Below are 12,663 nucleotides of genomic sequence, written 5' to 3' on the forward strand. Positions count from 1 at the left end.
GCTCATCTCGCGGCCCCCGCCGACGCCGCTCGCGGCCGACTCGGCCGGAAGGGCGCCTCCGACTCGGCCGCCGGGCCGAGCGGGGTCGCCTCCGAGTGGCGGGCGACCTCCGAGTGGCGGGCGACCTCCGCCACGTGTGCGTCGGCGTCGAGCGCGGACCGGCGCCGCAGAGCCTCCACGCGCATGGGCAGCCCGAACAGCCGGATGAAGCCGCCGGCGTCCGCCTGGTCGTAGACCTCATCCTCGCCGAACGTGACGAAGCGCTCGTCGTAGGCGCTGTTCGGCGAGGAGCGGCCGGTCACCGAGCAGGTGCCCTTGTACAGGCGCAGTTTCACGCTGCCGCTCACCCGCTCCTGGGTCCTGGCGACGAGCGCGTCCAGCGCCTCGCGCTCGAGCCCCCACCAACGCCCCTCGTAGACGAGGGACGCGTAGCGGTGCGCCAGCTCGTCCTTCAGCTCCAGCGTGCGCCGGTCCAGCACGAGTTGTTCGAGATCGGAGTGCGCGGCGTAGAGCAGCGTGCCTCCGGGCGTTTCGTAGATGCCGCGCGACTTCATCCCCACGAGCCGGTCTTCCACGATGTCGATGCGACCGACGCCGTGCAGCCCGGCCAGCTCGTTGAGCCGCTCCAGCAGCGCCACCGGCGCCAGCCGCCGCCCATCGACCGCGACGGCGATGCCGGCCTCGAAGTCTATCGAGACCTCGGCCGGTGCTTCCGGGGCGGACGCGGCCGCGCGGGTCAGCAGGAAGACGTCCTCGGTCGGGCTCCACGCGGGGTCCTCCAGGGGCCCACCCTCGTGCGACACGTGCCACAGATTCCGGTCGCGCGAGTAGATCTTCTCGTGCGTGGCGCTCACCGGAATGCGCCGGCTGGCGGCGTATGAGAGGGCGTCCTCCCGGGAACGGATGTCCCACTCCCGCCACGGCGCGATGACGCCCAGGTCCGGCGCGAGCGCGGCGTAGGTCAGCTCGAACCGCACCTGATCGTTGCCCTTGCCGGTGCAGCCGTGCGCGAGCCAGCCGGCCCCCAGGCGCCTCGCCAGCTCCACCTGCTTGCGGGCGATGATGGGCCGCGCCATGGACGTGCCCAGCAGGTACTTCCGGCCGTACACGGCGCCGGCGCGCACCGTGGGCCAGACGAAGTCCGTCAGAAACTCCTCGCGCAGGTCCTCCACGTAGCACGCGCTGGCGCCGGATGCGAGCGCCTTGGCCTCGAGGCCGTCGAGCTCTTCGGCCTGCCCCAGGTCGGCGGCGAAGCACACCACGTCGAGGCCGTAGTTCTCCTTGATCCACGGCACCACGATGGAGGTGTCCAGCCCCCCCGAGTAGGCGAGTACGACGGTGTTGGATTCATTCACTGGATGCTCTCCGAGGTAGGCGCCGGAGCCAGGCGCAGCACGGCGATTTCGTCGCAGGCGTCCCTCTTCGGGCAGCCCGCGCAGTCGACGTCGATCTTCTGCGGCAGCACCGCCCGCTCGATCGTGTGGTAGCCGAGTCGGTGGAAGAAGCCGGGCTCGAGCGTGAGCGCGAAGGTCCGGCCGATGCCGAGGCGCGCGGCCTCGGCGTGCAGGGCTGCGACGAGGCGTCGCCCTACGCCCAGGCCGCGAGCCGCGTCGGACACCGCGAGTGAGCAGACCTCGGCCAGGTCCGGCTCGTAGATGCGCAGGGCCCCGCACCCCAGCACGCCCTGGTCGCTCTCCGCGACGATGAACTCGCGCACCGTGCGGTAGAGGTGCGCCGGGGTCTTGGGGAGCATCAGTCCCAGCGCGGCGTAGCGGTTGATGAGCGATGCCATGTCCGGGATGTCGCCAAAGGAGGCCGGCCTGGTGCCTACCAGCGTGGCGTCGACGGGCGCGGTGCCCCCGGTCGGGGCGGCCTGCATTCGCTGGGCGATCTGCACGAGCATCAGAGCGCCCCCTCGAGGATTTCGCAGCCGGCGATGAGGTCGGCGCGCGAGACGTTGAGCGGGGGCAGGAGGCGCACCACGCTCGGGCCGGCGAGGCACAACAGCAGGCCGGCGTCGCGCGCCGCCTCCACGACCGGAGCGGCGGCGCCGGGGAGCTCGAGTCCCCACAGCAGCCCCCTGCCGCGGGCGTCCACGACCGCGCCCCGGCCCACGAGGCCCCGGAAGCGCTGCCGCAGAAACTCCTCGCCGGCGCGCACGGCCTCCAGGAACCCGGGGGATGCGATTCGGGCGCACACCTCGAGAGCGGCCGAGGCGACCAGTGGCCCGCCGCCGAAGGTGGTCGCGTGGTCGCCGGGCCGGATCGCCGCCGCGATGTGCTCGCGCAGGACGACGGCGCCCATGGGCAGCCCGCCGGCCAGCGGCTTGGCTATCGTCATGAGGTCCGGCTCTACGTCCGTCCACTGGTGCGCCCACAGGCGCCCGGTGCGGCCCAGGCCGGTCTGGACCTCGTCGAAGATCAGCACCGCGCCGGCGGCGTCGCACAGGTCCCGCAGGGTCTGGAGGAAGCCTTCGGCCAGCGGGCGCACCCCCCCCTCCGCCTGGATCGGCTCGACGATTACGGCCGCCGTGCGCTCCCGCTCGATGGCATCCCCTACGGCTTTTTCATCCAGCGGATCGACGATCCGGACGCCCGGCACGAGCGGGGCGAAGGGCGCCTGGTAGGCCGGACGGTCGGTCGCCGACAGGGCTCCCAGCGTGCGTCCGTGGAAGCCGCCGGAGAAGGCTACTATGTCGGTCTTCGCGAGCGCCCCCGTGGAGGTGGCCCAGCGACGCGCGAACTTGAGCGCTCCCTCCACCGACTCGGCGCCCGAGTTGCAGAAGAACACGCGGTCGCCGAAGGAGTGCTCCACCAGCCACGCCGCGAGTTCTTCGGCGGGTCGCGTGCGGTACAGGTTGGAGGTGTGGATGAGGCCCAGGTCCAGCGCGGCGCGCACCGCCTCCGCCACGCCGGGGTCGCCGTGCCCGAGCGCGTTGACCGCGATGCCCGCGGTGAAGTCCAGGTACTCCCGACCGGCGTCGTCCACGATGCGGCTCCCCCGACCCGACACGAAGGTCTGGGCCGGCTGCCGGTACACGCCGAGGAGGGGCGACGCGGGGGCGGTGGGGTTCACGCGAGCACCTCCAAGCTCGGGGTACCCACCCCACCGCCGGCGGCCGAGGCCGGACGGTCCGCGCAGGACGTAGGGGGTGCGCCGCCCACGATCCGAGTGCCTCCGCCGCCGAGCGCGGTCAGGCCGCCGATCCGCACGTCCGGTATCCCCCCCGACGCGGCCTTCGCCGCCGTGGTCAGCTTGGGGATCATGCCGCCTGCCACGGTGCCTTCGGACACGAGTGTCTTCGCTCCGGCCTCGTCGAGCGTGGCGACCGCCCTGCCCGCGCCGTCGCGGACGAAGGGGACGTCGCTCAGGAACAGGAGGCGGGCCGCTCCCAGCGCCGTTGCCACGGCGGCGGCCACGGCGTCCGCGTTGACGTTGAGCGGTTCGCCATCCCCGCTCCCCGAGACGGGCGACAGCACGGGTACGAAACCGGCGGTCAGGAGCGCGCGCAGGAGTCGGGGCCGTACGCACGCGACGTCTCCCACGCGCCCGAGCTCGCCGCCCCGACGCGGGGTCGCCTGGACGGACGCCCCGTCCTCCCCGCTCAAGCCGACCGCGGCCACGGCGGTGGCCGTGAGCGCGCGCACGATGCGCTTGTTGACCTCCCCGGAGAGGGTCATGGACACGAGCCGCATGGTGGCCCGGTCGGTGACCCGCTGGCCTTCGTGGAAGGTCGGCTCGACGCCCAGCCGGCGCCCGAGGGCGCTGATCTCCGAGCCCCCGCCGTGCACCACCACGAAAGTCGCGCCCGCCGACGTCGTATCCTCCGCCTCCCGGGCACCAGCCTCGGACAGCGCGCGCGCGAAGCCGCGCGCCGCCGCGACATCCTCGACGAGGCGTCCGCCGACCTTGACCACGGTGAGCCGCCTCGGACCCGGAGAGGAGCCTGCGTTCGCGGTCAGGCCCACGACCCCACCCTGGTCTCGAGGCCCGCGGTCTCGGGCCACCCGCACATGAGGTTGAGGTTCTGAACGGCCTGGCCGGCGGCGCCCTTGAGCAGATTGTCGATGGCGACGAAGACCTGCAGCGCGGGCCGCTCGACCCCGCCGACCTCGGCCAGGCCCAGCGCGGCCCGGTTGGTGCCGACCACGTCCCGCAGAGACGGAGGACGGTCGCGCAACACGTCGACGAACGGCTCCTCGCCGTAGTCGGCCATCAGGAGCGCCGCGGCGTCCGCGGCATCCAGGTGCGCCGCCAGCGGCACGTGCAGCGACGCGAGGATGCCCCGCCCGACGGGCAACAGGTGGGGCGTGAACACTATTTCGACGTCTCCCGTGCCGAGCGCAGACGCGAAGTGGCGCATCTCCGGCTGGTGGCGGTGCGCGTTGCCGACGCCGTACGGGCGGAAGTCCCCGGCCACCTCGGCGAAGAGGAGGTGGCGGGCCGCGGTGCGCCCGGCTCCGGTTACGCCCGACGCCGCGTTGGCGATGACCGATCCGCCGATCAGGTCGCGCCGGATGAAGGGCGCGAGGCCCAGCAGCACCGCCGTTGGATAGCAGCCCGGGTTGGCGACGACGCTGGCGTCCCGGATCGCGTCGCGGTGCAGCTCGGTCAGCCCATAAGCGAAAGCGGCCGCCCCGGTGCTCGGGGCGGCCGCCGTCGCCTGGGCGGCGGGGCAGGGGAGCCCTCCGCCACCGTCCGCGACGGCGCGCCACTGCTCGCGTCGGCGGCGCGCGGTGAGGTTGGCGAAGCGCTCCCTGTGGGTGGGGAGCCTGAGGTCGGCCGACAGATCCACGGCGAGCCCGGGGCCCAAAGAGCCCAGCCAATCCCCGACGCGGCCGTGCGGGAGGCACGCCAGCACCGCGTCGCACGCCGACAGATCGGTGTCGGTCAGCGAGGTCAGCGGGAGATCCGGCGCGTCCCGGACGACCGACGCCAGGGAGGCCCCCGCCTCTCCCTCCGACGTGGCGGCCGCCAGGCGCACGTACGGATGGCCCGCGAGGATCCGGACGACCTCGCGGCCCGCGTAGCCCGTGGCTCCGAGCACGGCGACCAATAACGACTGTTTATGCATCGTCCGGCATAAATAGCCGCCGCCTACCTACGTGTCAACAGAGTTCTTGCGCAGTAGCCGCCCGGTCAGAAGCCCTGGTAGAGGTAGTACCAGCCATCGCCCAGGGGATGGAACCGGTCCTCGAACATCCGCTCGGGGGGTCCCTCGGGTGCGTGGACCACGCCGCACGCGTCGACCACTCCGCAGGGCCCGAACACGAATCGTACCTGGCCGCGGAATGCCTCCGAGGATTCCACGCGCAGCCAACCGACTCGGCCGACGGTCGAGAGGTCCGGGTCGGCCCGGTGGGCCTCGGCGGCCGCCGCGAAGGCGTCGCGGCTAAGCTCGAAGCGGAGTCGAAACAGCGGATTGGCCAGCGGCAACCGCGCCAGCGGGAGGAGCGCTACGGCCGCCACGCTTAGCGGCACGATCAGCCAGTATCTGACCGCGCCCAGGCGGAAACGGGCCAGGGTCAGCCCCACCAGCCACAAGAGCGCGAGACCGAGGCCGCCGTAGACCAGCACCAGATACGCCAGGATCCCGAAGCTCCCGCGGCTGTGGTGGGCGATCAGGCCGACCGCCCACAACAACCCCAGCCAGGTCGCGACGCGGGTGACCTCCAACCCCCGGTCGCGGCCTTTTGCGTCCAGCCTATTCGCCTCCGATCGAGCGCTCGAACAGCTCGTAGATGCGGCGGTACTCATCGGTCCACGAGGTCGGCTCCACGAAGCCGTGGTTCTCGACCGGGTAGAGCGCCATCTCCCAGTCCTCTTTGCCGAGCTCGATGAGGCGCTGGGCGAGCCGCACGACGTCGGAGAAGTGGACGTTGGTGTCGTACATGCCGTGCGCGATGAGCAGATCGCCTTCGAGCCCCTCGGCGAAGTAGATCGGTGAGGACTGCCGGTAGGCCTCCTCGTCCCCGTCGGGCAGGTTCAGGATCCGGCTCGTGTACCAGTGGTTGTAGTGCGCCCAGTCGGTGACCGAACGCAGCGCGGCCCCCGCCTGGAAGACGTCCGGCTCGGTAAACAGCGCCATCAGCGTGATGAAGCCCCCGTAGGAGCCCCCGTAGACGCCGATCCTGCTCGCGTCCACGCCCTCGGTCTCCGCCAGGTAGCGCGCGCCGTCCACCTGGTCCGACAGGTCCCAGCCGCCCATGTGTCGGTAGATCGCGGTCCGCCAGTCGCGGCCGTACCCGCGCGAGCCGCGGTAGTCGATGTCCAGGACGGTGTAGCCGTTGGCGGCGAGGAAGTGGTGGAACATGTATTCGCGGAAATAGCCCGACCACCAGTTGTGGACGTTGTGCAGGTAGCCCGCGCCGTGCACGAAAACCACGCCGGCGCCGTTCGGCTCGGCGCCCACGTCACTGGGACGATAGACGCGCGCCGGCACGCCCACCCCGTCGCGCGCGGGGACCCTGACGATTTCAGGCTGGATCCAGGGGAAGCCGGCCCACTCCTCGGTGGGCGTGGACGTCAGCCTTGTCCGAGGCGATCCGGGCGAAGCCGAGGTCACGTACAGTTCCGGTGGAGCATTCGCGGAGGAGTGGACGACCGCCAGCGTGGTCCCGTCGGGAGACGGCGTCGCGTCGTACGCGCCGCTGCCGTCGACCAGCCGCGTGCGGTCTGAGCCGTCCCAGCCCATCCGCCAGGGGTGCCGGTCGAAGGGCGACGCCTCGCTCGTGTGCAGCAGGAAACCGTCCCACGACTCCGGAATCTCCAGCCGGTCGACCTCCCATTCGCCCGAGGTCAGGGTGCGCCTGTCCGAGCCGTCGGCGTCGACGGCGTAGACGTGCGCGTACCCGGTCTCCTCGCTGACGTAGTAGGCGCGCGGCTCGGAGCCGGCGCGCGCGGGCAGCCAGCCGGCGCACGGGCCACCGAAGCCGAAGCACGGTCCGCCCACCCAGGCTTCGTCCTCGTGCGCATCCAGCAGGGTGAGCGTGCCCGCGACGGGGTCGAGCGAGTAGAGCCTCCAGGTCTTGTAGTCGAAGTCGATCGCCACCAGGAGCGCGTGGCTGCCGCTCTCGTGCCACTCCACCAGCCTCGCCGCGGCCAGAGCCGGGGCGTCCCCGTTGTCGGCGCCGCCGCCGCGCCGCGCGCCGGCTTCGCCGCCGGCGGGCGTCGCGCTCTCGCCTTCTCCTTCTTCGTCCTCGCCGGCGTCCGCGTCTTCGCCCTCGCTCTCCCACTCTACCTGGACCTCGTCGCCTGGCGACTCGCCGCCGCTCAGATCGAGCCACGCGATCCGGCCGGTCGCGGTTTCCAGCAGCGCCAGACGCGTGGCGCTCTGTTCGTCGCCCACCTTGGCGCGCACCTGGCGGTCCTCGGTGTAACCCGTGTCGGTGATCCACAGCGGCACGTGCGTCCGCTCCGCGTCTTCGGCCGGCTTCTGCGAGGCCACGATCGCCCAGGTCGCGGTCGGGTCGGCGGTGACGCCGCCGAGACGGTTGCCACGGCCCAGGTAGGCCGGTTGGGCGCGGCGGGCCTCGTCGCGCTCCTCCCGAGCGTCGTCGCGCTCTTCGCGCAGTCCTTCCACGCGCACGTGCTCGAACAGCTCCTCCTGCTGCTCCTCGAGGAACGCCTTGTGCCCTTCGGCCTCCTCCGGATCCTCGGGCGCCTCCCCGGTGCGCACGTCGGTCACCTGCCACAGAGGGGCGCCGTCTACGCCAAGCGCGAAGACGTTGTCGTCGGTGCGGAACAACACCGTGCGTCCGTCGGCGCTGAAGGTCGCGTTGGCTTCGGCGTCCGAGGTGTTGGTGAGGCGTCGCGCGTCGCCCGTGGCGCGGTCCAGCAGGTACAGGTCGCCATCGACGCTGGTGACCCGCAGCGATCCATCCGGAGAGAGGTCGCCTCCTGCGAGCGAGGCGCCGAGCGTGTCGGCCGCCGCGTCGTCCAACCGCTCGGGCTCGCCTCCCGCGGCGGGGACGCGGTAGGTCGCCGACTCCTCGTGCCAGGCCGCCCCGCCCGGGAGCCACGAGAAGTAGATCCACTGGCCATCGTCCGACCAACGCACCCGGGAGGGCGATCTTCCGATCAACTCCGTGCCGCGCATGATGCTGCGGATGGTCAACGGAAAGGCGTTGGCGCGCGCGGTCGCGGGCTCGTGATCCGCGGTCGCGGCCCGTGTGTCCGCGTCCGGCGCCTGCCCGCTGGTCCAGGCCGGCGTACACAGGGCGGTGGCGAAAGTGGCGATGAAGATCAGCGGCGCGTTGCGATGCATGGGGCCTCCCGGTCAGTCCTCGATTCCGGCCAGTTGCCGGATTCGTCTTTCGATCGACTTGCGTTTGCGGGCATCCCTCAGGATGAGAAGAATGGTGTCGTCCCCCGAGATCGTTCCCAGCAGCTCCTTCCAGCCCTGCCGGTCGAGCGCCACCGCGACGGGCTGCGCTCCTCCCGTCAGCGTCTTGATGACGACCAGGTTGCCGACGCCATCCACGCCTGTGAAGAGCGCGGGCAGCAGCCGCTCCAGGGTGGGCTTGGGGTCGCCACGGCCGGGTGACGCCTGGTAGGTGGACCCGCCCTCGGGAAGCGGGACCTTGGCTACGCCAAGCTCGCGCAGGTCCCGCGAGAGCGTCGTCTGGGTCACCTCGAAGCCGCGCTCGGCGAGTAGGTCGCGCAGCGCTTCCTGGGAAGTCACGCTGCGGGTCCGGATCAGTCGCAGTAGAGCGGCGTGGCGATGCGCCCGACTCACCGTCGCTTGGGGGGGAGGGTTCGCAGGCGCTGCGTCATGCGGTCTCGCTCGTTGTTGATCGCACGGACAACCGACCGGTGGGCGGGCGTGTCCTACACAACCGACTCCTCGAACGCGGAACCTAGCATGACGCAAAAACGCACGACAACGGCGGCGCTGCTCCTCCTCCTCGCCGGCACCGGTTGCGCCGCTTCGGCGCAGGAGCCGGCGCCCGACCTCACCGACAACTCCGGCGGCGCGGAGGCCGCCGCCATCGAATCAGCCGAGCAGCTCGTGCGCGCCATGCACGATCGCTACGCCGACTCTTGGTATCGCACGCTCTTCTTCAAGCAGACCGTCATCCGCACCCCGCCCGAAGGCGAGCCGCCGCCGGACGAGGTATGGACTGAGTACATGACGCTGCCCGGCCAGCTCCGCATCGACCTGACCGACGGATACAACGGCAGCGGCGCGATCTTCCGGGGCGACAGCACGTACGTGTTCCGGAACGGAGCGCTGGCGGTCGTGCGCGATCAGCGAAACGCGCTGCTCGTGCTCGGCTTCGACGTCTACGCGCAGGAGCCCGAGGTCACGCTGGAGATTCTCGGCGGCATAGGCTTCGACCTGTCCGTGCTGAGGTCGGACACCTGGCAGGGGCGGCCCGCCTGGGTGGTTGGGGCGGCGGAGGGCGATCTCACGACCCCTCAGTTCTGGATCGACGCCGAGCGACTGCTCTTCACCCGGCTGATCCAGCCGTCTCCGAACGGCGCGGGCATCTCCGACATCCGCTTCGACGACTACGAGCCGCTGGCCGGCGGCTGGATAGCCCCCACCGTCGTCTTCCTCACCGACGGGCGCGAGACCTTGCGGGAGGAGTACTTCGACGTCGAGGCGAACCCGGACCTCGACCCGGCGCTGTACGACCCCGAGGCGTGGGGACCGCCGGCAGGCTGAGTTCAAACCGTACGCCGCCCGACGGCATCGCAGGGTGCATGAAAAACGATCGCACGAGCGCCACGGCGCACGCGGCGGCCCTGCTCGCGGTGCTTCTGCTGGCCGGGCCAGCGCCGGCTCAGTCCCCCGCGCAGCCCGACGTCGACACCATCGTCGACCGACACATCGAGGCCCGAGGCGGGATCGAAGCCATCCGGGCGATCCGCACGCTCGTCTATTCGAAGGGACAATACCGGGAGGGCGATTTCGTCGGCGGCGGCAACTCGCGCATGGCGTTTCGCCGGCCCTACTACCGCGTGGTCGGAGATCCTTCGAACGCGTCCGGTTTCCTGGAGGGCTACGACGGCGGGAGTTGGGAGTGGTACGGGAATCCCGGGATCGCCATCCGGACCGTGGGGGCCGCCTCCGGGGCGACCCGGCGCGGAGCGGATTTCGAAGGTCGGCTGATCGACTATCGCGCGAAGGGGTCCACGGTCGTGCTCGGACCCGTCGCGGAGGTCGAGGGGCGCCCCGCATACCGCCTGACGCTCACCACCCTGGACGGATTCCGGCGCGACTACTTCATCGATCGGGAGTCGTATCTGATCGTCGCGGAGCGCTACGCCGCGCCGGTCCACGCGTTCGGAGCCGCCGTCGCCACCGAAGCCCGGATGGAGGACTACCGGGAGGTAGCGGGTGTGCTCTTCCCGCACCGCTTCCGTGAGAGCGAGATACAGACGGGCCGTACCCTCAACCAGATGCAGTGGGGCCGGATCGAAGCGAACGTCGAGCTACCCCTGTCGCACTTCAGTCCCCCGGATCCCGAGCGTACACCGCTCCAGAAGGTGCTGGAGGCAATATTCGCAGGCCGCACGGACCCGGACGCCGTGCTCTGGAGCTACCGCGAGTTTCGGCGCGGCTATCCGGAGGTGGATAGGCGGGCGGGCGTGGAGATGATCGGCTTTCAGATCCTCAAGATGGGGGATGGCGTAGACGCCGCCATCCGTCTGCTGGAGGTCAACGCGCGCGACTACCCGCTGTCGGCGTCCGCTGCGTTCTCCCTCGCCCGGGCGCTGGAGACGGCAGGGTATCCGCATACGGCTGCGGCAGAATACCGCCGAGCGGTCGAACTCGACCCGGAGCACGAAGCCGCGCGGCGGGCGCTGGCCCGCCTGGGTGGTGGGGGCCGCGGAGGGAGATGAGACACGCCGCAGTTCTGGATCGACGCCGGAACTGAACCCCGCGCTGTACGATCCCGACGCGTGGGGGGCGCCCCAGGGTCAGTAGGGATCGCGCTGCCTGCTACTCGGCTCCGGGCCCTTTTTCGATGTGGAGGCGGACGACGTAAGGCACGCCGAGCGAATCGGTCATCGTCGTCAGCCCTGGTCCGACCGTCGACATGGAGTGCGTGACTTCGTAACACAAAGTACTTGACGCAGTCGTGTACCCTGTGAACATTCGGTCCATGATCGACGAAAGCAGGATCAGGACGGAGAGCGGCATGAAGGGGGCCGACTCCACCGCCCCCCTCGCGCTGGGGCTGGCGGCCGCGCTGGGCCTTCTGGCCGACGGCCTCTTCCCGGCGGGCCCGGAGGGTGCCGGGTTCGCCTTATGGATACTCTTCCTGGGAGTCGCGGCCGTTACGGTCGCGCGACGGGTGGACCCGGCCTCGGCCGGTGCCGTCGGCGGTTGGTCCGCGGTCTCGACGGCGGCTGCCGCTGCTCTGCTGCTCCGGGATACACCCGTCGTGATCCCGGCCATGTGGCTCGTGATGCTCGCTTCCGCGTCCATGGTGCTCTTGCGCGCGGGCGGCGTCCGGCTATGGACGACCCGGCCGGTCGACCACGTGGTGGGTTTCGCGGCCGTGCCGGCGCGCGCGGCCCTTGGCACGATCGCTCTCGCCGTGGACGCGCAGCCACCCCCGGACTCGTCGCGGCGTCGCATCGCGGCCGTACTTCGCGGGGTGGTCCTGGCCGTCCCCCTGCTGCTGCTGTTCGGTGCGCTTTTCGCAGCCGCGGATGCGGGCTTCGAACGGTACGTCGAGAGGTTCGCGGCGTTATGGCTGGAAGACCTGCTGGCGCACCTGGCGGTCATCTTCGGCTTCGGCTGGATCGCCGCGGGCCTGCTCTCCGGCGTGCGGGCGAAGCGGCTGCCGAACCCGTTCACCGGCTTCACGCCCCCGCGGTTGGGTTCGGGCGAGACCGCCGTGGTTCTCGGGTCGTTGGCGGCCCTGTTCCTTACGTTCGTCGGATTCCAGCTCGGCTACCTTTTCGGCGGCCGCGAAGTGATCGAAGTGACCTCCGGCCTCACGGTCGCCGACTACGCGCGCCGCGGATTCTTCGAGCTGATGGTCGTGGGCCTAGCCACGGTGGGCGTGCTGCTGGTGGGCGACGCCCTCAGCTCGGCCCGGCGGCTCTTCCGATGGCTTGCCGCCGTCCTCATCGGCTGCGCGCTGGTGATCCTGGCCTCCGCGGTCCAGCGCCTGATGCTCTACACGAACGCGTTCGGCCTGACCGTGGATCGCATCACGGCCGCCGTCGTCATGGCGTGGGTGGCAGCGGTTCTAGTGCTGTTCGCGGTGACGGTGTTACGCGACCGGCCCGGCCGGTTCTCATCCGCTGCCGTGCTCGCCGGGATCGCCGCGGTGTTCGTCCTTGCGCTGATCAACCCCGGTGCCATGGCCGCCCGGTCCAATCTCGATCGCGCCATGGCGGGCGCACGCGAGGCCGACGTGGCTTTCCTGAGCCACCTGTCCGCGGACGCCGTACCGGCGATCCTGCAGCGGGTCGACGAGCTGCCTCCGGCCGCGCAATGCGAACTCGGGCGGAGCCTCCTCGACCGATGGGGCGATGCGCCCTACGGCGGGCACGACGATCGTGACTGGCGCGGCTGGAACGCAGCCCGGTCGGCGGCGCGCCGCGCGGTTCAGGTCTCGGAAGCGCGCTTGACGGCGGCTGCACACGACTGCTGAGGGGGCGTTCGACATGTCGTCGCCCGGTGTCGCGCCCAACGCT

General features: G+C 71.2%; 11 protein-coding genes. 3 read left to right on the top strand and 8 right to left on the bottom strand.

Annotated features, from left to right (window positions below):
* Window positions 1–2: 2 nt before the first annotated feature.
* The 8 genes from ABFS34_05500 to ABFS34_05535 all read right to left on the bottom strand — a co-directional run bounded on the left by ABFS34_05500 (window position 3) and on the right by ABFS34_05535 (window position 8,683).
* Window positions 3–1,355, bottom strand: coding sequence for an argininosuccinate synthase (locus ABFS34_05500; protein ID MEN8374886.1), 1,353 nt, complete (start codon window positions 1,353–1,355; stop codon window positions 3–5).
* A complete protein-coding gene (locus ABFS34_05505) occupies window positions 1,352–1,903 on the bottom strand; it encodes an N-acetyltransferase (GenBank protein ID MEN8374887.1) in 552 nt (183 codons plus the stop codon). Before ABFS34_05505 ends, ABFS34_05500 begins: the two co-directional genes overlap by 4 nt.
* Window positions 1,903–3,075, bottom strand: coding sequence for an acetylornithine/succinylornithine family transaminase (locus ABFS34_05510; GenBank protein MEN8374888.1), 1,173 nt, complete (start codon window positions 3,073–3,075; stop codon window positions 1,903–1,905). The genes ABFS34_05505 and ABFS34_05510 overlap by 1 nt, the downstream gene beginning before the upstream one ends.
* Window positions 3,072–3,968 carry an acetylglutamate kinase gene (gene argB / locus ABFS34_05515; protein MEN8374889.1) on the bottom strand — a complete coding sequence of 299 codons (897 nt, stop codon included), beginning with the start codon at window positions 3,966–3,968 and terminating at the stop codon, window positions 3,072–3,074. The genes ABFS34_05510 and argB overlap by 4 nt, the downstream gene beginning before the upstream one ends.
* Entirely contained in the window at window positions 3,959–5,074 is a 1,116-nt protein-coding gene (locus ABFS34_05520; protein MEN8374890.1) for an Asd/ArgC dimerization domain-containing protein, read from the bottom strand. The genes argB and ABFS34_05520 overlap by 10 nt, the downstream gene beginning before the upstream one ends.
* A gap of 65 nt (window positions 5,075–5,139) precedes the next feature.
* A complete protein-coding gene (locus tag ABFS34_05525) occupies window positions 5,140–5,676 on the bottom strand; it encodes a hypothetical protein (GenBank protein ID MEN8374891.1) in 537 nt (178 codons plus the stop codon).
* A 28-nt stretch (window positions 5,677–5,704) separates the two neighbouring features.
* Window positions 5,705–8,266 (bottom strand): prolyl oligopeptidase family serine peptidase, encoded by a 2,562-nt coding sequence (locus tag ABFS34_05530; GenBank protein ID MEN8374892.1) that lies wholly within the window; start codon window positions 8,264–8,266, stop codon window positions 5,705–5,707.
* A 12-nt stretch (window positions 8,267–8,278) separates the two neighbouring features.
* The gene (locus ABFS34_05535; GenBank protein MEN8374893.1) at window positions 8,279–8,683 is read right to left on the bottom strand and encodes an arginine repressor; all 405 of its coding nucleotides are present in this window, start codon (window positions 8,681–8,683) and stop codon (window positions 8,279–8,281) included.
* A gap of 180 nt (window positions 8,684–8,863) precedes the next feature.
* On the opposite strand from ABFS34_05535, the gene ABFS34_05540 reads away from it, so the two are divergent.
* From ABFS34_05540 to ABFS34_05550, 3 genes are all read left to right on the top strand, one after another.
* The gene (locus tag ABFS34_05540) at window positions 8,864–9,670 is read left to right on the top strand and encodes a hypothetical protein (GenBank protein MEN8374894.1); all 807 of its coding nucleotides are present in this window, start codon (window positions 8,864–8,866) and stop codon (window positions 9,668–9,670) included.
* A 38-nt stretch (window positions 9,671–9,708) separates the two neighbouring features.
* Window positions 9,709–10,851 carry a tetratricopeptide repeat protein gene (locus ABFS34_05545; protein ID MEN8374895.1) on the top strand — a complete coding sequence of 381 codons (1,143 nt, stop codon included), beginning with the start codon at window positions 9,709–9,711 and terminating at the stop codon, window positions 10,849–10,851.
* A gap of 299 nt (window positions 10,852–11,150) precedes the next feature.
* Window positions 11,151–12,620: a DUF4173 domain-containing protein gene (locus tag ABFS34_05550; GenBank protein ID MEN8374896.1), complete on the top strand. Its 1,470-nt coding sequence runs from the start codon at window positions 11,151–11,153 to the stop codon at window positions 12,618–12,620.
* Window positions 12,621–12,663 lie beyond the last annotated feature (43 nt).

The sequence above is a fragment of the Gemmatimonadota bacterium genome (assembly GCA_039715185.1).
Taxonomy (GTDB): Bacteria; Gemmatimonadota; Gemmatimonadetes; order Longimicrobiales; family RSA9; genus DATHRK01.

Bases quoted from the DNA above. Each gene is read 5' to 3' on its own strand.
- ABFS34_05530 (MEN8374892.1), bottom strand. From the start codon at position 8,266: ATGCATCGCAACGCGCCGCTGATCTTCATCGCCACTTTCGCCACCGCC.
- ABFS34_05520 (MEN8374890.1), bottom strand. From the start codon at position 5,074: ATGCATAAACAGTCGTTATTGGTCGCCGTGCTCGGAGCCACGGGCTAC.
- ABFS34_05550 (MEN8374896.1), top strand. From the start codon at position 11,151: ATGAAGGGGGCCGACTCCACCGCCCCCCTCGCGCTGGGGCTGGCGGCC.
- ABFS34_05545 (MEN8374895.1), top strand. From the start codon at position 9,709: ATGAAAAACGATCGCACGAGCGCCACGGCGCACGCGGCGGCCCTGCTC.
- ABFS34_05540 (MEN8374894.1), top strand. From the start codon at position 8,864: ATGACGCAAAAACGCACGACAACGGCGGCGCTGCTCCTCCTCCTCGCC.
- ABFS34_05505 (MEN8374887.1), bottom strand. From the start codon at position 1,903: ATGCTCGTGCAGATCGCCCAGCGAATGCAGGCCGCCCCGACCGGGGGC.